The organism is Xenorhabdus sp. SGI246 (genome assembly GCF_040838225.1).
Taxonomy (GTDB): Bacteria; Pseudomonadota; Gammaproteobacteria; order Enterobacterales; family Enterobacteriaceae; genus Xenorhabdus; species Xenorhabdus indica.
Genome location: NZ_JBFPEZ010000034.1, coordinates 42,235 through 61,756, shown reverse-complemented (window position 1 = coordinate 61,756; position 19,522 = coordinate 42,235). Strand labels below are relative to the sequence as shown.

20 protein-coding genes and 1 other annotated feature are annotated in these 19,522 nt (G+C 41.8%); all 20 genes read right to left on the bottom strand.

The features are described 5' to 3' along the window. Nucleotides 1-276 precede the first annotated feature (276 nt). Complete coding sequence (locus ABLA85_RS08610) at nucleotides 277-957, bottom strand: hypothetical protein (RefSeq protein WP_367963133.1); 681 nt, start codon at nucleotides 955-957, stop codon at nucleotides 277-279. 338 nt (nucleotides 958-1,295) lie between these two features. After that, nucleotides 1,296-1,973, bottom strand: a complete 678-nt coding sequence (locus ABLA85_RS08605; RefSeq protein WP_367963131.1) for a hypothetical protein — start codon at nucleotides 1,971-1,973, stop codon at nucleotides 1,296-1,298. Between the two features lie 339 nt (nucleotides 1,974-2,312). After that, the gene (locus ABLA85_RS08600) at nucleotides 2,313-2,798 is read right to left on the bottom strand and encodes a C40 family peptidase (protein ID WP_367963129.1); all 486 of its coding nucleotides are present in this window, start codon (nucleotides 2,796-2,798) and stop codon (nucleotides 2,313-2,315) included. Then, nucleotides 2,798-3,193 carry a 4-amino-4-deoxy-L-arabinose-phosphoundecaprenol flippase subunit ArnF gene (arnF, locus tag ABLA85_RS08595; RefSeq protein ID WP_367963126.1) on the bottom strand — a complete coding sequence of 132 codons (396 nt, stop codon included), beginning with the start codon at nucleotides 3,191-3,193 and terminating at the stop codon, nucleotides 2,798-2,800. The genes ABLA85_RS08600 and arnF overlap by 1 nt, the downstream gene beginning before the upstream one ends. Continuing rightward, entirely contained in the window at nucleotides 3,190-3,540 is a 351-nt protein-coding gene (gene arnE / locus ABLA85_RS08590; protein WP_367963125.1) for a 4-amino-4-deoxy-L-arabinose-phosphoundecaprenol flippase subunit ArnE, read from the bottom strand. The genes arnF and arnE overlap by 4 nt, the downstream gene beginning before the upstream one ends. A gap of 1 nt (nucleotide 3,541) precedes the next feature. Further along, complete coding sequence (gene arnT / locus ABLA85_RS08585) at nucleotides 3,542-5,203, bottom strand: lipid IV(A) 4-amino-4-deoxy-L-arabinosyltransferase (RefSeq protein ID WP_367963123.1); 1,662 nt, start codon at nucleotides 5,201-5,203, stop codon at nucleotides 3,542-3,544. Between the two features lie 7 nt (nucleotides 5,204-5,210). Further along, entirely contained in the window at nucleotides 5,211-6,104 is an 894-nt protein-coding gene (gene arnD / locus ABLA85_RS08580; protein ID WP_367963159.1) for a 4-deoxy-4-formamido-L-arabinose-phosphoundecaprenol deformylase, read from the bottom strand. Next, the gene (gene arnA, locus ABLA85_RS08575) at nucleotides 6,104-8,107 is read right to left on the bottom strand and encodes a bifunctional UDP-4-amino-4-deoxy-L-arabinose formyltransferase/UDP-glucuronic acid oxidase ArnA (RefSeq protein WP_367963121.1); all 2,004 of its coding nucleotides are present in this window, start codon (nucleotides 8,105-8,107) and stop codon (nucleotides 6,104-6,106) included. Before arnA ends, arnD begins: the two co-directional genes overlap by 1 nt. After that, complete coding sequence (arnC, locus tag ABLA85_RS08570; protein WP_367963158.1) at nucleotides 8,104-9,087, bottom strand: undecaprenyl-phosphate 4-deoxy-4-formamido-L-arabinose transferase; 984 nt, start codon at nucleotides 9,085-9,087, stop codon at nucleotides 8,104-8,106. Before arnC ends, arnA begins: the two co-directional genes overlap by 4 nt. After that, the gene (arnB, locus tag ABLA85_RS08565; protein ID WP_367963119.1) at nucleotides 9,084-10,229 is read right to left on the bottom strand and encodes a UDP-4-amino-4-deoxy-L-arabinose aminotransferase; all 1,146 of its coding nucleotides are present in this window, start codon (nucleotides 10,227-10,229) and stop codon (nucleotides 9,084-9,086) included. Before arnB ends, arnC begins: the two co-directional genes overlap by 4 nt. A gap of 132 nt (nucleotides 10,230-10,361) precedes the next feature. Further along, the gene (gene btuD / locus ABLA85_RS08560; RefSeq protein WP_367963117.1) at nucleotides 10,362-11,129 is read right to left on the bottom strand and encodes a vitamin B12 ABC transporter ATP-binding protein BtuD; all 768 of its coding nucleotides are present in this window, start codon (nucleotides 11,127-11,129) and stop codon (nucleotides 10,362-10,364) included. A gap of 117 nt (nucleotides 11,130-11,246) precedes the next feature. Further along, a complete protein-coding gene (btuC, locus tag ABLA85_RS08555) occupies nucleotides 11,247-12,266 on the bottom strand; it encodes a vitamin B12 ABC transporter permease BtuC (RefSeq protein WP_367963115.1) in 1,020 nt (339 codons plus the stop codon). 66 nt (nucleotides 12,267-12,332) lie between these two features. Continuing rightward, nucleotides 12,333-12,629, bottom strand: a complete 297-nt coding sequence (ihfA, locus tag ABLA85_RS08550; RefSeq protein WP_086953402.1) for an integration host factor subunit alpha — start codon at nucleotides 12,627-12,629, stop codon at nucleotides 12,333-12,335. A gap of 4 nt (nucleotides 12,630-12,633) precedes the next feature. Continuing rightward, nucleotides 12,634-15,021 carry a phenylalanine--tRNA ligase subunit beta gene (gene pheT / locus ABLA85_RS08545; RefSeq protein ID WP_367963112.1) on the bottom strand — a complete coding sequence of 796 codons (2,388 nt, stop codon included), beginning with the start codon at nucleotides 15,019-15,021 and terminating at the stop codon, nucleotides 12,634-12,636. Between the two features lie 14 nt (nucleotides 15,022-15,035). Beyond that, nucleotides 15,036-16,019 (bottom strand): phenylalanine--tRNA ligase subunit alpha, encoded by a 984-nt coding sequence (gene pheS, locus ABLA85_RS08540; protein ID WP_340620327.1) that lies wholly within the window; start codon nucleotides 16,017-16,019, stop codon nucleotides 15,036-15,038. 90 nt (nucleotides 16,020-16,109) lie between these two features. Beyond that, nucleotides 16,110-16,233 (bottom strand) — a sequence feature (Phe leader region). After that, nucleotides 16,185-16,229: a pheST operon leader peptide PheM gene (gene pheM / locus ABLA85_RS08535; protein WP_367963155.1), complete on the bottom strand. Its 45-nt coding sequence runs from the start codon at nucleotides 16,227-16,229 to the stop codon at nucleotides 16,185-16,187. (Overlaps the previous feature by 45 nt.) 122 nt (nucleotides 16,234-16,355) lie before the next feature. Continuing rightward, on the bottom strand, nucleotides 16,356-16,712 hold the full coding sequence (rplT, locus tag ABLA85_RS08530) for a 50S ribosomal protein L20 (RefSeq protein ID WP_010847342.1): 357 nt from the start codon (nucleotides 16,710-16,712) through the stop codon (nucleotides 16,356-16,358). 41 nt (nucleotides 16,713-16,753) lie between these two features. Beyond that, nucleotides 16,754-16,951, bottom strand: a complete 198-nt coding sequence (gene rpmI, locus ABLA85_RS08525; RefSeq protein ID WP_006118955.1) for a 50S ribosomal protein L35 — start codon at nucleotides 16,949-16,951, stop codon at nucleotides 16,754-16,756. 92 nt (nucleotides 16,952-17,043) lie between these two features. Next, nucleotides 17,044-17,583, bottom strand: a complete 540-nt coding sequence (infC, locus tag ABLA85_RS08520) for a translation initiation factor IF-3 (protein ID WP_072021977.1) — start codon at nucleotides 17,581-17,583, stop codon at nucleotides 17,044-17,046. A 3-nt stretch (nucleotides 17,584-17,586) separates the two neighbouring features. After that, a complete protein-coding gene (thrS, locus tag ABLA85_RS08515; RefSeq protein ID WP_367963110.1) occupies nucleotides 17,587-19,515 on the bottom strand; it encodes a threonine--tRNA ligase in 1,929 nt (642 codons plus the stop codon). Between the last annotated feature and the right edge of the window lie 7 nt (nucleotides 19,516-19,522).

Genomic DNA, 19,522 nt, shown 5'->3' with positions numbered 1-19,522 from the left:
GCAGTAAGATGGCTGTTCAAACAACCATCCTTACCCGCCCGCACCAGCTTCCGTTATCTGTTGTGCCCGGCGCATATTGGCAAACATTCATCGGTCGAACGACGGAATGACTCAAAGGCAGCATCGGCCTGATGGATATCAAATTCAAATACCTGAACAAAGGTATCTAACAATGATATAACCTGCTTTTCCCTTCATACCCGAAAAACAATACAGCCGCAGTAATGCGGCTGTATGATTGAGATCAGTGTTGTCTTGCTTCAAAACTAGAACAGACTATTTTTTATCTGACTGGAGGAAATCGAAATAGTCAGGCGTGACAAGAATTGGAATGAATTGCCCATCAGACAGTGATGAATTGGAGACATCTGATAATCTGAATTTCATTTCTTTACCCAGCTCAACTCGACTAAATACTATCGGGTAATCTTTAATTTTCGAACTTGTCATATACGTTCCTAGACTGACAAGTGTTGGCAGTGGTTTTGCCCCTTTCTCAACAACGACGCTCATTTTGATATCAAGTTTACCGATATCTTTTTTTGCTTTTTTGACTTTCTCAAGCACATGTGAATCAATCATAACTCCAGCAAAGACATCTTCATGCGAATAGACATAAAAATTAGCACCATCGAATTGAGCCCCTTTTTCTGTATATGCCCCAACTTCAACAGGAACGGTAAAATGTGCATAGGAATCAAATTTCTTGCGATAGCATTCCACATATTCAGCATTTTTAAAAATCGTGGGGACTTTCTGTTTTAATTCGATGAGGTTCTTTGATTCTTTCCGTGAGTCTTCATAGTCATTACACCCTGACACTTCAATATCAATATCACCCTTAACCAGTTTATGTTCAACCGCGGTGAGATCATCCGTATTCACTTTCGTTTCAACATCCACTTTACAGCCAGAAAGAATAAGTACTGAGCTTGCAACTGCCAACCATTTTTTCATTTTAAATACCTTTATATCATTAGAATATGTCCATATCATTATGATATTTAATCACAAAAAGTTCATAAAATTCAATATCTTTGTAACGCCACAAGCCGCTCATTATAACGATTAATCATGACAATCCCCCACAGGTCAAACGCCTCTTCCAAATCTATTGACGTTTTGAGTTTGGTGAGGATGGCGTAATCGCCAATTTTCGGCGCATTGGACAGAGGATACTATGCTGTGCCATTTTTGATCCCTTAAGGTAATGGCACAGCAGCTTGTGGCTTGTGTTTAGGTCAGGATATTCAGGCCGATAGGAATGATTTTAGCGGGTTACAACCCCCGTTATGCTACCGACTATTTTTTCTTGATATTCGTTGACTAACGAACGCATCAAATTCGCTGTCTGAATCTGAACGCTGAGGCCTTGATACTCGTTGACTAACAAACTCATCAAATTCACTGTCTGGATTTGAAGATTGAGGGTAGTACCACTTATACAAACCATAGGTGGTATCATGCCTCAGTTGTCTGTCCGCCTCCTCTGAATAATAGTGACCACCTCTATCTGTCCTATCAATAAAATAACGGCTTATATTGGATATTGAACGAAATTGCGTCGTTGGATATACCCTCGTACCCCCTAACGAGCCTTTAACTGGCATATTGATATGATTAGCTAATGCTTGAGCAAGCCCATTTGCTCCAGAGTGGCAAGCTATTATTCTGACACATTGGATATTTTGTCCTCTGTTTTTTATATCAGTTAATAATGCATTGATTGTTTTGCAAAAAACATTCAAATTCATTCCAAGATTATACATACATGCTCCAGCAAATAATATTGAACTACCCACTGGAGAGCCGTGTCCTACAATATTCAACCTATATCCAGGCTTATGCTTTGGTTTGTCTAAAAAATAATGAAACCGCTTCTCCTGATGAAAATTCATTTCAGTCGTTTTCTGCATCAACACATCATGAGTCATTGCGATGATATTGGAAATTGTGTGACGATACTGGCCCATACCCCCTCCTACATTCAATTCAGCTTTTAATACGTGGCAGATACAGCCTTCTAGTGCCATGATGCTCTGGAAATAACACTTTATAACGTTAATTTCAGTTTATGCCAGTCAAATGTATTTCAACAGGCCGCTTCATCCTAAAAACAGCATGTTGTCACGGGTAAAGGTTCGTCGCATTTTTCACAATGTTGTTGCTGTCGCTTAGCTATCTGTTTTTTAATGAACGGTCATCCGTTCGAATTAGCATTGTAAGATACTCATTCACGCCATAAGAACAAAACAAAAACAGTGTCTAAGGATATCATAATGTGCTGATTCAATTGGTAACTCAGACTGAGCTCATATTCTGCGGGCCTGCCAAAAAACACGACGCCAATAAATGTTATCAAGAGAGGAACGTATCACACCTTTACTAGTCGATGCGTGAATAAATTTATTATTGATATCATAAATACCAACGTGTAACCCATTATCACCACTACCGGTTTTGAAAAATACCAAATCACCCGGCATTAAATCTTTTTTACTAATCCGTGTACCCAATTGGGTCTGTTCACTCGTTGTCCGTGGAAGCAGGATATTAAAACGATCATGAAAAGTACGATAAACAAAGCCAGAACAATCAACACCTCGCTGATCTATGCCACCGTAACGATAAGGTGTTCCTTGCCATTGTGTAAGCTGCTCTTTTAACTGTGCAATAACAATAATCGGATCAGAAAGTGCTGCTCGTAATGGAGGTAAATTTGATTTCGAAATAGGATTGGAGCATCCAATCAGAAATAAGCTCAGTAATAAACACAAATGTCTTATTCTTATTATCATCAATCAGCCTCTCTGCCTTCTGGTCTGCTAATAAACCAAACTCCCAATAAAATTAACGAGATCCCTATTGTTTTCAGTAATGAAATATCTTCATTAAACCAGGGTAATAATACCGCCAATAGATAAACAAAAATATAGCTCAGACTGATAAGCGGATAGGCTTTATTCAACGGCAGATATTTCAAAACAAAAATCCAACTGAACATAGATAATGCGTAACTCACTAGTCCCACCATCACCATCAATAAGGATCTATGATGCAACCAAAGCCAACCGACATCCAACCAATGTCTAGATAAAGAAAGTTCAGGTAACTGTGCCATTCCCCACTTCAATAATAGCTGAGCAACAGTAATCAGCAGGACACTTACCACTCCCCAAAAATACCCTTTCATTGATTTAAGCTCATCAATAAAATTCCCGACATAATTAAAAACACACCTATCCAGTGTCTTATTCCGGCTCTTTCATGATACAGAAATTGTCCTATCAGCGTTACCAGTACAAAATTGATACTCAGCATAGGATAAGCAATACTCAGCGGTAGAAATTGCAGCAAACGTAGCCAGAATATCATCCCTATACCTAACAGAAGAATAGCACCAACTAACCATGCCACTACAATTGCTGGTTTATAGGGATCATCTTTTTTTCCCCAACGGGTAACAGCTTGTTTCTGGCAAATTTGTCCTGCACAAGTTAATAAACTAACCAGTATCAATAACCCTATACTACTGTTCATATCATGACTGCTTCTTATAAATCACAAGGACAAAACGATAGTTACGCTGTATCAAATCAGGTTCAGGCAACTCAGGAAGCATCCCTCCTGTAGGCAGTAAGAAAACCACTGCAACCTGTCCCTCTTTCCGCGCACTGGCCAACCATGAGGGAAATTGTTCTTGTGTTATATACCGATTGCGACTATCTGGATAATCCAATCCATATTCCAATTCACCCTTGTTTTGAAATAAGTAAATATCACTGCGTTTCAATTCCCACGCAACTGCGGCTCCTAATCCAACTGACCCAGATAAAATATACTTACTTTCAGTCAGCTCTTTTTCATTTTGCCTGATAAAATTCTGCGGCAACTTAGAATTAATTGTCTTATCTGGTAATGCACTACCTATTGATAAACTCAGGACAATTGAACAAGCGGCAGCCCACTGCCAATGTTTACCATTGCGTATAAAACAGAAATAACCCACTATCCCCCAAAACCCAAAAGTGAAAATTCCTACCATCCATTTAAGCCATTCATTGGATTGGTAAAGAGGACGATTAGAAACAATTTCCAGAAATACAAGCGCCAGTATTGCTATCAATCCAATGAAAACATTTATCAATCCATTGAGCTTTAATGCCTTCATATTGCCATTCTTCATGTTATCAACAGCATACTTTGCCATCATTAATGCTAAAGGCCCGATAAATGGCAAAATGTAAGTTGGCAGTTTTCCTTTAGAAATGCTAAAAAATAGCAATGGGACAAAAAACCAACAAAACAGGAAGAACATCTCAGGATGATTTTTTTTCTCTTGCCAACTTTTGAGCAAAGCGCCGGGTAATAATCCTAGCCACGGAATAACACCTAAAATCAATATCGGCAGGTAATACCAAAATGGGGCGGAATGCTGCGCATGATCAGAAGCAAAACGCTGTATATGCTCTACCCAGAAAAAATAATGCCAATAATCAGGCTCTCGCAAAGTAATTGCGAGCACCCACGGCAAACTAATCAAAACAGCACAAATAATTGCAAGCGGGCCAAAACGAACCATTTCCAGAAAACGTTTCTGGTATATCGTGATCGGTATCATGGATATTACCGGCAGAGCCAATGCCAGAAAACCTTTTGTCAAAAACGCCATACCACAGGTTATACCCAGTACAGACCAGGCCCAAATCCGTTCACGGCGACTACTGGCCTTTAGTGCCCAGTAACAGCTTACTATTCCTGCCGTGATCCACAGTGAAAACATGGGATCAAGAACACTATAAGTACCGACAGCAAAAACGATAAACATAGAGATATAAATCAGGCTAGCAATAAATGCAGTCTGGCGAGATTGCCACATCATCATAGCTAATCGATAAAGAAGAATTGCACTCATTATAATGCTGAATACAGCACCAAAACGCACCGCAAAATTATTATCCCCAAAGATCCACTGGCTAATGTTATTTATCCAATATCCAGCTACTGGTTTTTCAAAATAACGGATATCCAAAAAATAAGGAACTATCCAATCTCCGCGTTGTAACATTTCCCGACTGATTTCAGCATATCGTGTTTCGTCTGGTTGCCACAAAAGTCGGCTATTCAGAGGGATCAGGTAGGTAAAGATAAAAAAAAGAGCCATCAGAACGCCCCCGGCTCTATTCATCCAAGTATCTGACATATTTGTTTTATACCTCTTGTTGGCAACCTAACCAGCCTTCACGACCAGAAAAATCTGAACGGATAATTCTCCCAACAGGCAATGTATCTCTATTTTCTGGTAATAAATCACATAACTTGCAAAACTGAATATCTTGCTGGTGGAGCATATCCAGCAATGCTTTAAACTGCGGTGCTTTGGACATTCCTTCAACTTCTGTATGAATGGTATAAACAGGAACACCTTGAGCATTTTTGATTGCATCAAGAATAAAGTGGTTAAAATCCGCATCACTGACCTGCGTTCCAACAACTTCATCATAGGTCGGCAATGTCACAGGAATTTGAACAGTACCTAAGCTACCGTCCGGCAACAATGGCCTGAATGGATGTGTTCCCCGGCAATCACTGTTGTAGTCAAAACCAAATTGCTGCTTGACTGCCAATACACGTTCATCTGCCCGCCAGCCAGCAACAGCAGAGCATGTCACGGAGTGCCCTGTCGCCTGTTCCAGAGCATCAATGCCAAGTTGTATCTGTTCTGCCAGTTCTGATTCTGACCAATGCCCTGCTTTTGCCTGCCAACCCTGATGATCCCACGCATGCAGACCCACTTCATGGCCTGCATCCAGGGTTGCTTTCATCAAATAACCTAAATCTTTTGCAATTTTCTTTCCCGGCCAGGCTGTACCGGCTAATAGAATATTCAGACCATAAAGAGATACTGCCTTTGATCTCAACATCTTCCACAGAAATTTAGGCCTTAGCAGGCGCCATAAATGACGTCCCATATTGTCTGGACCAACGCTAAAAAAGAAACTAGCCTGAATATGATGACGCTGTAAAATCTTAAGTAATTGCGGCACACCTTCCCTGGTGCCCTGGTAAGTATCTACATCAATTCTCAAGCCAACTTTTTGCATCATATATTCCCTGAGTATTCTTTCTTCCTTTTTAGCTCTTTCACCGCATCACGCAAGAAGAAATCCAATGTCTCATCAATGGTTTGTGCCATATTGATCGTGGGTTTCCATCCCAACAGATGTTCCGCATTTTTAATGCTCGGCTTACGGTGTTCAACATCCTGATATCCCTGACCATAATAACTACTGCTTTCGATTTTCTTGAATCCGGCAAACGGAGGAAAATATTCTCGTAGTTCATGTTTTTCAAAGCTATTTAGCAATATTTCAGCTAATTGACGGATACTGGCCTCATTCGTCGGATTACCAATATTGATAATCTGGCCGTCACACAAACCATTTTGGTTCTCGATAATTCTGAATAACGCTTCAATTCCATCATGAATATCAGTGAAACAGCGCTTTTGCTCTCCCCCGTCAACCAACTTAATGGGGGAACCTTCCACCAGATTTAAAATTAATTGAGTAATTGCTCTTGAACTACCAATACGGGCTGAGTTCAAATTGTCTAACCTTGGCCCCATCCAGTTAAATGGTCGGAACAAAGTAAATTTCAAACCCTCTTTTTCGCCGTATGCCCAAATAACACGATCAAGCAATTGCTTAGAAACTGAATAGATCCAACGCTGTTTGTTGATTGGTCCCACAATTAAACGAGAAGTATCCTCATTGAATTCCTTGTCGTCACACATGCCATAAACTTCAGAAGTGGACGGGAAAATAATCCGTTTATTGTATTTCACGCAATAGCGAACAATTTTCAGGTTTTCTTCAAAATCTAATTCAAAAACACGTAACGGATTACGGGTATATTCGATAGGTGTAGCTATCGCCACTAATGGCAGCACAACATCACATTTTTTAATGTGGTATTCGATCCATTCGGTGTGAATGCTGACATCCCCTTCAATAAAATGAAAATTTGGATTACCAATAAAACGCTCAATAGCAGAAGAGCCAATATCCATTCCATAGATATCATAATTACCATCGTTCAACAGACGTTCTGTCAGATGATTCCCGATAAATCCGTTAACCCCCAGAATCAAAACACGTTTACGGCGGCTGATTTGTGTTGTGTCTTTTGGCCCAAACCGAATGCCTGTCACAATTCCCATTTCCACAGCAAGTCGGCGGCCCTGCACATAAATACCGGACTCACTCTGTCCACTGACAATCTCTAATGCCCCTTCTCCGCACGCAATAATCAGTGGATCCGTAGAAAGCACAGTTCCTGCCTGTTTATCATGGGCTTTATCAATTGGGAGTGAACGCCAAATCGTAATTTTACGCTCACCAAGGAAAGTAAATGCGCCTGGATAGGGTTCTGTTACCGCCCGGACGAGGTTATTAATCTCTTCGGCAGACTTATGCCAGAAAATTTCCCCATCCTCTGCTCTCCTGCGACCAAAATAAGTTGCCTGATTTTCATCCTGCGGAATAGAGGGGTAATTATTCGCCTTTATCTGAGGCAGAATATTATCCAATAGCTCAACTGCGGCTTCACGAATTTTGCCATGAATATCCAATGACGTGTCTGTTTTCTCAATTTGTACTGCCTGTTGAGCAACAATATTTCCGGCATCTGCCTTAGCTACCATTTTATGCAGTGTTACACCTGTTTCTGTCTCACCATTTAATATCGCCCAATTAACAGGAGCACGACCACGATATTTAGGTAATAATGAACCATGTAAGTTAAATGCTCCTTTTGTTGCCAGTGATAAAATATCCTGACTGAGCAGATCGCGATAATAAAATGAGAAAATAACATCCGGCTGCATTTCACTAATACGTTCAATCCAGAGTGGATGATTCACATTCTCTGGAGCAAAGACAGGTAAGCCTATATCAGCACCAATATGTGCCACAGAAGAGAAAAAATTATTTTCATTCGGATCATCGACATGCGTAAAAACAGCCTGGATATTAAAACCCGCTCTCACTAATGCATTAAGCCCGACACAACCAATATCATGATAGGCAAAAATAACGGCTTTCATTTTTTTTCTTCCTTAATTACTGTTGGATTTTTAGCTCCAACCACTTTTTGAATAAAATAGCGTGGACGTGCACGAACATCGTTATATATCCGGCCGATATATTCTCCGAGTAACCCCATCGCAATAAACTGTGCACCAATAAACATGAAAAGAATGGCAAATAAAGTAAACACTCCTTCAGCAGCCCAGATAGAACCAAAAATAAGGCGCAAAGCGATCAACAATACGGCCAGCAGGAAACCCGTCACAGCAATAATGCTTCCCACAACACTCAATAACCGTAATGGTGCTGTTGTCAGACAAGTTAACAGGTCGTACATCAGGTTTATCAGCTTCATAAAGCTGTACTTAGAATCACCGAACTCACGCTCTGCATGAGCTACATCAATTTCGATTGTTTTGCGGGCGAATGTGTTAGCCAGAATGGGAATGAAGGTGCTACGTTCATGACACTGTAACATCGCTTGCACAATATGGCGGCGATATGCCCGTAACATACAACCATAATCCCCCATTGAACGCCCCGTTGCTTTTGTGATCATTGCATTAATGAGCTTAGAGGCGGTCTTACGGAACCAAGAATCCTGACGATTGGCACGGCGTGTACCGACAACATCATATCCCTCTTCGGCTGTTTTCACTAAACGGGGGATCTCTTCCGGTGGATTTTGTAAATCTGCATCAAGGGTGATAATAAGATCACCATCGGCCTGATGAAATCCCGCCATAATTGCAGAGTGCTGCCCATAATTACGGTTCAGCAAAATTGCAATGACATCATTTTTAGGATCTTTAGCTGCTCGAGTTAAAATATCGGCGGAGCTATCGCGGCTACCATCATCCACTAAAATTAATTCGTATTTCTGCTCAAGTTGCTGACATGCAGATATCGTCCTTTCCAATAATTGAGGCAAACTTTCTTCTTCGTTATAAACCGGAATAACAACCGAAACTTTTTTTATTTTTTCAAACACCACTATCTACACTCCGCAAGAATTTCCAACACTGCATTCACAACACGATCTATATCATCATTGTTCATATCCGGAAAAAGAGGTAACGAACAAAGTGTTGCCGAATTCCACTCAGATTCGGGCAGAGACAGTGCTGGGTAACGTTCCCGATAATATTTTTGTGTATGCGCTGCTCTGAAATGTAATCCTGTGCCGATATTGCGTTCTTTTAAGCGCGTCATGAAAGTATCGCGGTCAATACCGCAAATACTTTGATCAACACGTACCATGAATAAATGATGAGAGTGTCGATGTTCATATTCAGGCACACTCAACATCTGTAAAGGGGTATCTTTAAGAGCAGAAGAATATCGTGCTACCAGCTCTCGGCGGCGGGCATTCATGGATGCCAATTTACTGAGCTGGACAACTGCCACTGCCGCATGAATATCTGACAAGTTATATTTGAAGCCCGGTTCAATAACTTCTGCCTGAGGTTTCCTGCCCTGGATTTGCCGATCAAAGGCATCAACAGACAATCCATGAAATTTCAAACAACGAACTCGCTGCGCAAGTTCATCACTATCTGTAACCAACATGCCGCCTTCCGCACATGTCATATTTTTGATGGCGTGGAAAGAAAAAATAGCCGTTCCTCGTTCACCAACCCATTCATTCTTATAGCGGGTTCCCACTGCATGAGCGGCATCTTCAATCAAGGGGATATTAGCTTCTTTTGCAACCGCACGCAGAGCATCAAGATCACAGGGTGCACCTGCATAGTGGACAGGGATAATTGCTTTAGTTTTCGGCGTAATAGCCTGTTTAATCGTTTTGGCATTAACCATCAGGGTATCACGATCCACATCGACCATAACTGGCTCTGCACCTAACAGGCAAATCATATTGATAGTAGAAACCCAGGTTTGGGAAGGCGTTATTACTTCATCACCAGATCCAATACCTAACGACAGCAAGGCTAAATGCATTCCCGCCGTAGCAGAATTCAAAGCTATCGCATGCCTGCAACCAAACATACGAACAAAGTCCTGTTCTAACTGTTGGTTTTGTGGCCCTGTTGTAATCCAACCTGAACGTAAAACTTTTTCTACTGCTTCTATCTCTTCATTTCCAATTGATGGACGAGAGAATGGTAAAGAATTATCCATAATCGCCTTGTGTAGCCTGATTTATTTTATGGTAGAAAATATTTATTAAAAAAATAATAACAAGCAAATAAAGTACGGACAATCAATAAATTAAAGAAAATTAATCAATTAAAGTGATTGTATTTATGAAAATTAATCATGATTGACTCTCCATAATTTATAGTTATTATTTTGGATATGTCTAATGTTTATTTCAAAAATTTCAGATAAATTTATTTCATTCATAATATCCTGTGGAGTACCAGACATAAATAATTTACCATGTAAAAGTAACCATACATTACTAGCTTGTTCGTAAGTATGATTAATATCGTGACTACTCAATAAAACAGAACCACCTAATATACAAAATTGGTTAATCAACTTATCTAAGATAGCTTGTTGGGTGATATCAAGGTTATTAGTTGGTTCATCAAGAAGTAATAATTTTCCAGCCGGATTCAATTCAGGCCATACTTGCAAAAAAGCACCTGCTAATCTGACTCGTTGCCATTCTCCTCCCGATAATTGCCCAATTGTTGAAGACAGTAGTGTGGTCAATTTCAGTTGCCGACAAAGTTCATATAACACCTCTTCTCCTTCAGATAATCGTGCCAACTCAGGGCGGTACATATCCAAATATTGAAAAACAGGCATAACCGGGACTGACGCGGATTGAGAGAACCATGCCCGACATTGCGCTAATTCACTTTGTCGATAATCACGCAATTCTTTGCCATTAATATAAATATTGCCACCGTAAGGCAAAACTCCGGCAATTGCTGCAAGCAAAGTGCTTTTTCCTGAACCGTTCAACCCAACTAAGTGAACTTTCTCGCCGGCTTTTACTGATACAGATAGTGATGCCAGCCTGTTACTAACCGTGATATTATTCAATACTAAAAATGGTCGATGAGTCATGCTATCTTCCCTACTCTTTTATTTCTTTGTTATTCTCTTCGTGCTTTTCCGTAAACTATTAGGTCACTTATTAATGCTCAATATGTATGACCAGGTGTAGATATGACTAGCATGTAGCTATGCTTGGGGTGTTTTTAATAACAACCAGATAAAAATGGGAGCTCCTAACGTTACAGTAACAACACCGATCGGTACTTCAGCATGGGATAAAGACAAACGAGAAATTAAATCTGCCAACAGCAAGCAACTCCCTCCCGCCAATGTACAGGTTGGTAGTAAAGTTTTATGATCCGTAAGGCCAATCAGCCTCAAAATATGGGGAAGCACCAAACCGATAAAACTGATCGCTCCGGCAAGAGCAACACTTAAACCAACCAATAATCCCACAGCCGATACAAATAAATTACGCCATTTATTATGAGATATTCCCAATTGTTGCGCCTGCAATTCCCCCAGGGAGAGGTAATTAAGTATCTTCCCGGTTCCGCTTAACCAGAAAATAATAGGGATCAGTGCTATCACCAGCCATATTTGCCGCCAATCAATACCGCTAAAACTTCCCATCATCCAGTACATCAATTGGCGCAAATCCAGACTGGTGCTGAAATAAACCATCCATGTCATCATGGCCCCGAATACAACACCGAAAGCTACGCCAATTAATAATAAGCGTGCATTAGTCACCCGGTGCCTTTTAGAGAAAGCCAATAAAATCGTGGTCATAAGTAGTGCCCCTAAAACTGCACCGATACTTAATATCCACAATGGAGCAATACCATGAAAAACAAGGATCAAAAAAACAACGACTACTCCCGCACCATTACTAATTCCTAATAGTCCGGGTTCAGCCAATGGATTTTCAAATAACGCCTGCATAACTGCACCAGACGCGGCCAAACTTGCACCAACGGCAAACACTGCCAGTGCTCTGGGCAATCTTAATTGCCAAATAAAAAGCCGTGCAGGATCAGACAACCATTGATTGGGCCAGAACCATATTTCCCCTGCGCACAGTGATAAAATAAACAGCACAATTGATAAAGTGAATAAAAGGGCCATTATCCGATAATCACGTTTTCTCTGGCGTGTGATCAGTTCAGAGACAGAAAGTGTCGATAAGGAGTATGTAGGTAACATGAAGAGTAAAATTATTCAGAATGGAATATAAGAAAAAAGACCGCTTAGAGGCGGTCTTTTTATGCATTATTCTTTTGGTAAGGCTTTTTCTACCCGACTTTTCAACTTCTGCCCCGGGCGAAAAGTGACAACTCGGCGAGCAGTAATTGGAATATCCTCGCCAGTCTTCGGGTTACGACCTGGACGTTGATTTTTATCTCTCAAATCAAAGTTGCCAAATCCAGATAACTTAACCTGCTCCCCATTCTCCAAAGAACGACGCACTTCTTCAAAGAACATTTCCACTAGATCTTTAGCGTCACGTTTGCTAATACCCAGTTTTTCAAACAGATTTTCTGACATTTCAGCTTTAGTAAGCGCCATAAGTTCAGTCCCTCAAGGATGCTTGGAATCGCTGTTCTAATGCAGCAACGCATTTGTTAACGGTCGCAGCAATCTCTTCTTCTTCCAGTGTACGCGAGGTATCCTGCAAGATTAAGCTAATAGCAAGGCTTTTACAGCCTTCCGCGACACCTTTACCACAATACACGTCAAATAAGTTTATGCCAACTATATGATTTATGCCAACTTTCTTACATTCAACCAGAATATCTTCTGCGGCTACATTTTCAGGCACAACTATCGCGATATCACGGCGATTGGATGGGAAGCGAGAAACTTCCTTCATTTCAGGAATTATGCGGTCCGCAAGATTGGCCCACAACAATTCGAATACCACGGTGCGGCCATTCAAGTCAAGTTTACGTTCCAGCTCTGGATGAACAACCCCAATATAACCAATGTAATTATTTCCCAGATAAATCCCGGCACTTTGTCCGGGATGCAAAGCAGGATGTTCTTCTGCTTTAAAGGAAATCTCGGATAGTTTACCCGTCAGTTCTAAAACGGATTCTAAATCACCTTTCAGATCAAAGAAGTCAACTGCTTGTTTTTCAATCGACCAGTGTTCATCGAAACGATTTCCGGCGATTACACCGCCAAGCATCAATTCCTGCCGGATTCCATATTCTGCGCTTTCATCAGGCACAAAACGTAGACCTGTTTCAAATAATCGAACTCTATTCTGTTGACGGTTCTGATTATACGCAACAGTAGTCAATAATCCTGTCAACAAAGACAAACGCATTGCAGACATATCAGCCGAAATTGGATTTGGCAGGATCAATGCTTCTTGCTGTGGATGCAAATACTGCTGGATCTTAGGATCAACAAAACTATAGGTAATGGCTTCCTGATAACCTTTGTCCACCAGCATGGTTTTTACACGTTTCAGGGATAAGTCCGCTTCACGATGTGAAATCATTACCAAATCAGCACGTACAGGTACATCAGGGATATTGTTATAACCATAAATACGGGCAACTTCTTCAATCAGATCCTCTTCAATCTGCATATCGAAACGCCAGCTTGGTGCAACTGTTTCCCAACTATCATTATGCTCTGTTACCTGACAACCTAAACGTGTCAGAATATCTGTGACCTGTTCATCAGCAATATGATGGCCAATCAGACGATTCAATTTGCTGCGAGTCAGAGTGATAGTTGCTGGCTTCGGCAAATGAGACTCACTGGTAACATCGATGATCTCACCAGCTTCCCCACCACAAATAGCAATCAATAACTGAGTCGCATATTCCATCGCTTTGTATTGGAGCTGTGGATCAACGCCTCGTTCAAAACGATGGGAAGCATCTGTATGCAGACCATAACGACGGGCACGCCCCGTAATTGCTAATGGTGCAAAGAAAGCACATTCCAGCAGAATATTCTGGGTTTCAGCATTAACTCCAGAATATTCGCCGCCAAAAATGCCTGCGATTGCAAGTGCCTGCTTTTCATCAGCAATGACGAGAGTATCAGCAGAAAGTTCCGCTTGATTACCATCTAGCAGAGTTAATTTTTCACCCTGCTCTGCCATACGCACGATAATTGAACCGCTTAGACGTTCTAAATCGAATGCGTGCAATGGTTGACCCAATTCAAGTAATACATAATTCGTCACATCAACAGCAGGATCAATAGAACGAATACCACCACGACGCAGCTTTTCACGCATCCATAACGGTGTCACTGCCTTAACATTAACATTCTTGATAACTCGTCCCAGATAACGTGGGCAAGCTTCTGGTGCATCAACACGAATAGGGAATGTTGCATCTGTAGATGGTTTAACAGCGTCGATCTCTGGCTGAGTCATTGACAGTTTATTGATAACCGCAACATCACGTGCAACCCCTTGAATGCTCAAGCAATCAGCACGGTTAGGTGTAATGCTGATTTCAATCGCATTATCATCCAGTTTCATGTAATCACGTAAGCCGGTGCCAATTGGCGCATCCGCGGGCAATTCGATGATACCGTCCTGATCACTGGCAATTCCCAGTTCAGAAAACGAACAAAGCATACCTTCCGATGGCTCACCACGTAATTTGGCAGCTTTTATTCTGAAATCACCCGGTAGTACAGCGCCAACAGTAGCAACAGCTACACGAAGCCCTTGACGACAATTTGGCGCACCACAGACAATATCCAACAAGCGATCGCCACCTACATTGACTTTTGTAACACGCAATTTATCCGCATTCGGATGCTGAGCACATTCAACAACTTCACCAACAAAAACACCGTGGAATTGACCTGCTATTTTTTCAACACCGTCAACTTCCAAACCTGCCATGGTGATCTGATCAGATAATTCTTCACTACTGATGGCGGGGTTCGCCCACTCGCGTAACCAGAGTTCACTGAATTTCATGAGATATTCCCGCCTTATTTAAACTGTTTAAGGAAGCGCAAATCATTTTCGAAGAAAGCACGCAGATCGGTAACGCCGTAACGCAGCATAGTCAAACGTTCCATTCCCATACCAAAGGCAAATCCAGAGTAAACTTCAGGATCAATACCTACATTACGTAATACATTCGGATGCACCATGCCACAACCTAATACTTCCAACCACTTGCCATTTTTCCCCATCACATCAACTTCTGCAGATGGCTCAGTAAATGGAAAATAAGACGGACGGAAACGAACTTGCATATTTTCTTCAAAGAAATTGTTCAAAAAATCATGTAGAGTACCTTTCAGATTGGTGAAGCTGATATTTTTATCAACAATCAACCCTTCTATCTGATGAAACATTGGCGAGTGTGTCTGATCATAATCATTTCGGTATACACGGCCAGGGGCAATAATGCGGATCGGCGGCTGACGATCTTTCATTGTACGAATCTGTACCCCTGAGGTTTGTGTGCGCAGCAAACGCGTTGCATCAAACCAGAAAGTATCATGATCAGCACGAGCCGGATGATGAGAAGGAATATTCAAGGCATCAAAGTTATAATAGCTATCTTCAATTTCCGGGCCTGATTCAACAGAAAAGCCCAACTCACCAAAGAAAGTTTCGATTCGTTCAATCGTGCGAGTGACAGGATGTAATCCGCCATTTTCCATACGACGGCCAGGCAATGAAACATCAATTTTCTCTGCTGCCAAACGGGCATTCAAAACATCCGCTTCCAATTTGGCCTTACGTGCATTCAAAGCCTCCTGGACTTCTTGCTTTGCCTGATTAATAACAGCCCCTGCTGCTGGACGTTCCTCGGCAGGCAAGTCACGCAGCGATGACATCTGGAGAGTTAAATGGCCTTTTTTTCCCAGGTATTCAACTCGCACCAAATCCAACGCGGCAACATCCTGGGCTTCTTCTACGGCTGCTTTTGCTTTTGCAACCAGCTCAGTAAGATGTGACATCGTTTTCCTCTTCCTTCGGCCAGATGGCCTTTTAGTTGTTATCGACTATGCCCTCATCAATATTTGTATATCTATTAATGAGGTCATAGAAATAAAAAAGCCTCCACGGTGGAGGCTCAAGCGCTGTTTTTCGTTTCTTTTCTTACGCGCAAAGCCTCCCTAATTTCAGGTAGTAAAGTAAAAAAAGAAACGAAAAAAGGCTAATTCCATCATTTTTATTCTTTCTCCTATATCCTTTTAAGCTGGCTATTTCTGCCTGACTAGAAAATTTGACTAATAGTAAGCATATTTTTGAAAAAGTAAAAGAGGGAGCATTGCTCCCTCTTTTAACCTGACTTATGCCAGAGCGCCCTTCGCTTTTTCAACCAGAGCAGCAAATGCTACTTTGTCGAATACAGCGATATCAGCCAGAATCTTACGGTCAATTTCAATCGAAGCCTTTTTCAGGCCGTTGATGAAACGGCTGTAAGACATGCCGTTCTGACGTGCAGCAGCGTTGATACGAGCAATCCATAGTTGACGGAATTGACGTTTACGCTGACGGCGGTCACGGTAAGCATACTGACCAGCTTTGATAACAGCCTGGAAAGCAACACGATAAACGCGCGAACGAGCACCGTAGTAACCTTTCGCTTGTTTCAAAATTTTCTTGTGACGTGCACGGGCAATAACACCACGTTTTACGCGAGCCATATACTTCTCCTATCGTCTCTGAGTTCTAATCTAAAAATTGCTTATGCGTATGGCAGACAAGCAACAACCAGGCCCAGATCCCCCTTGGAGACCATGCCTTTTGGACGTAAATGACGTTTACGTTTAGTTGATTTTTTAGTCAGAATGTGACGAAGGTTAGCGTGCTTACGCTTGAAACCGCCGCTTGCAGTTTTCTTAAAGCGTTTAGCTGCGCCGCGTACTGTTTTAATCTTTGGCATTTTAATATCCACTTCGCATTGTTAATTACAACGAACTAGTAAGGCGAATAGACTCCATCCAAATGGTTAGAGCCTATTACTTGTCTGCCTGACTATTTCTTCTTAGGAGCGAGCACCATGATCATCTGGCGGCCTTCGATCTTCGATGGGAAGGATTCGACTACAGCCAGTTCACTCAAATCGTCACGAATACGGTTAAGCATTTCGATACCAATCTGCTGATGCGCCATTTCACGTCCACGGAAACGCAGAGTGATTTTGGCTTTATCGCCATCTTCCAGAAAACGAACCAGGTTGCGTAGTTTGACCTGATAGTCGCCTTCATCTGTACCAGGACGGAATTTAATTTCCTTGACCTGAATAACCTTTTGTTTCTTTTTCTGTTCTTTGATTGACTTACTCTTCTCATAGAGGAACTTGCCGTAATCCATGATACGACAAACCGGCGGTTCGGCATTGGGGCTGATTTCCACCAAATCAACACCAGCTTCCTCAGCTTTTTCAAGAGCTTCTCTCAGACTGACAATACCAATCTGTTCGCCATCTAATCCAGTTAAACGAACTTCAGAGGCGCGAATCTCTTCATTAATGCGATTTGGGCGCGCCGGTTGAATTCTTTTTCCGCCTTTAATACCTTATTCCTCCAATTGACGAAGATTACGACTGCGTATTTCTGCCAGCAGTTTCTCTGTAAACTCGCTGACATCTATGCTACCTAAATCCTTGCCTCGGCGGGTACGAACGGAAACTTTTCCTGATTCGACCTCTTTATCACCACAGACAAGCATATAAGGCACTCGACGCAGAGTGTGTTCGCGAATTTTAAAGCCAATCTTCTCGTTTCTCAAGTCTGCTTTTGCACGAATGCCTGCATCTTGAAGTTTTTTAACCAATTCCTGTACATAATCTGACTGACCATCCGTAATATTCATGACAACCACCTGTTGAGGCGCCAGCCATGTTGGGAAGAACCCTGCATACTCTTCTGTCAGAATACCGATGAACCGTTCAAGGGAACCAAGAACAGCACGGTGGATCATTACAGGAACCTTGCGTTCATTATTTTCACCGACATATGACGCGCTCAAACGCGCTGGCAGTGAAAAATCAAGCTGCACAGTACCACATTGCCACGCACGATCCAAACAATCATATAAAGTAAATTCGATTTTAGGACCATAAAACGCACCCTCACCAGGCTGGTATTCAAATTCAATACCCTTCATTTTCAGTGCTTCTGCGAGATCAGCTTCTGCTTCATCCCACTGTTTTTCAGTACCGATGCGTTTTTCCGGACGAGTCGATAGCTTAACAACAATCTTCTCAAAACCAAATGTAGCGTATACATCATAAATCATTTTGATGCAGTTACTGACTTCTTGCAGGATCTGCTCTTCAGTACAGAAAATATGGGCATCATCTTGAGTAAACCCACGAACACGCATCAAACCATGTAATGCGCCTGAGGGCTCATTACGATGGCAACTACCGAACTCAGCCATACGCAGAGGCAAATCACGGTAGGATTTTAACCCTTGGTTGAAAATCTGGACGTGACCAGGGCAGTTCATCGGTTTTACGCAGTATTCACGGTTTTCCGATGATGTGGTGAACATATTTTCTTTATAGTTTTCCCAGTGCCCGGTTTTTTCCCACAGGATACGGTCCATCATGAACGGGCCTTTGACTTCCTGATATTGGTACTCTTTTAATTTAACACGAACAAAAGTTTCCAGTTCACGGAAAATAGTCCAACCATCATTATGCCAGAATGCCATACCCGGCGCTTCTTCCTGCATATGGTATAAATCAAGCTGCTTACCAATCTTACGATGATCACGTTTTGCAGCTTCTTCCAGACGCAACAAATAAGCGCTAAGCTGTTTTTTATCCGCCCAGGCAGTACCATAAATACGTTGCAACATTTTGTTATCGCTGTTGCCACGCCAATATGCACCTGCAACTTTCTGCAATTTGAAATGATGACAGAAACGCATGTTAGGTACATGAGGGCCGCGGCACATATCCACGTATTCTTCATGATGATACAGGCCTGGATGATCATCATGGCTGATGTTTTCATCCAAAATCTGGATCTTATACTCTTCACTACGAGCCGCAAAAGTATCACGAGCTTCCTGCCAAGTGACTCTTTTCTTGATAACATCATAGTCTTTCTTGGCAAGTTCCAACATGCGTTTTTCAAGCAGCTCAATATCTTCCTGCGTCAAAGAGCGATCCAAGTCGATATCGTAATAGAAACCGTTGTCAATCACAGGGCCAATTGCCATTTTCGTATTAGGCCACAGTTGCTTAATTGCATGCCCTAACAAATGAGCACATGAATGACGGATGATTTCCAAGCCTGCTTCATCTTTACTGGTGATGATAGCAAGAGTGGAATCAGTTTCAATTAACTCACATGCATCCACCAATTCGCCATTAACACGACCAGCAATACACGCTTTTGCCAAACCAGCTCCGATATCGCGAGCAATATCCATCACAGAGACAGCATGCTCAAATTGACGCTGACTACCGTCAGGAAGAGTAATTATAGGCATTTTAAAT

Coding starts and splice junctions, on each gene's coding strand:
- thrS (WP_367963110.1), bottom strand. CDS start 19,515: ATGCCTATAATTACTCTTCCTGACGGTAGTCAGCGTCAATTTGAGCAT.
- pheS (WP_340620327.1), bottom strand. CDS start 16,019: ATGTCACATCTTACTGAGCTGGTTGCAAAAGCAAAAGCAGCCGTAGAA.
- btuD (WP_367963117.1), bottom strand. CDS start 11,129: ATGACTCATCGACCATTTTTAGTATTGAATAATATCACGGTTAGTAAC.
- arnA (WP_367963121.1), bottom strand. CDS start 8,107: ATGAAAGCCGTTATTTTTGCCTATCATGATATTGGTTGTGTCGGGCTT.
- ihfA (WP_086953402.1), bottom strand. CDS start 12,629: ATGGCGCTTACTAAAGCTGAAATGTCAGAAAATCTGTTTGAAAAACTG.
- pheT (WP_367963112.1), bottom strand. CDS start 15,021: ATGAAATTCAGTGAACTCTGGTTACGCGAGTGGGCGAACCCCGCCATC.
- ABLA85_RS08605 (WP_367963131.1), bottom strand. CDS start 1,973: ATGGGCCAGTATCGTCACACAATTTCCAATATCATCGCAATGACTCAT.
- ABLA85_RS08600 (WP_367963129.1), bottom strand. CDS start 2,798: ATGATAATAAGAATAAGACATTTGTGTTTATTACTGAGCTTATTTCTG.
- btuC (WP_367963115.1), bottom strand. CDS start 12,266: ATGTTACCTACATACTCCTTATCGACACTTTCTGTCTCTGAACTGATC.
- arnT (WP_367963123.1), bottom strand. CDS start 5,203: ATGTCAGATACTTGGATGAATAGAGCCGGGGGCGTTCTGATGGCTCTT.
- rplT (WP_010847342.1), bottom strand. CDS start 16,712: ATGGCTCGCGTAAAACGTGGTGTTATTGCCCGTGCACGTCACAAGAAA.
- arnD (WP_367963159.1), bottom strand. CDS start 6,104: ATGCAAAAAGTTGGCTTGAGAATTGATGTAGATACTTACCAGGGCACC.
- arnB (WP_367963119.1), bottom strand. CDS start 10,229: ATGGATAATTCTTTACCATTCTCTCGTCCATCAATTGGAAATGAAGAG.
- arnE (WP_367963125.1), bottom strand. CDS start 3,540: ATGAACAGTAGTATAGGGTTATTGATACTGGTTAGTTTATTAACTTGT.
- ABLA85_RS08610 (WP_367963133.1), bottom strand. CDS start 957: ATGAAAAAATGGTTGGCAGTTGCAAGCTCAGTACTTATTCTTTCTGGC.
- arnF (WP_367963126.1), bottom strand. CDS start 3,193: ATGAAAGGGTATTTTTGGGGAGTGGTAAGTGTCCTGCTGATTACTGTT.
- rpmI (WP_006118955.1), bottom strand. CDS start 16,951: ATGCCAAAGATTAAAACAGTACGCGGCGCAGCTAAACGCTTTAAGAAA.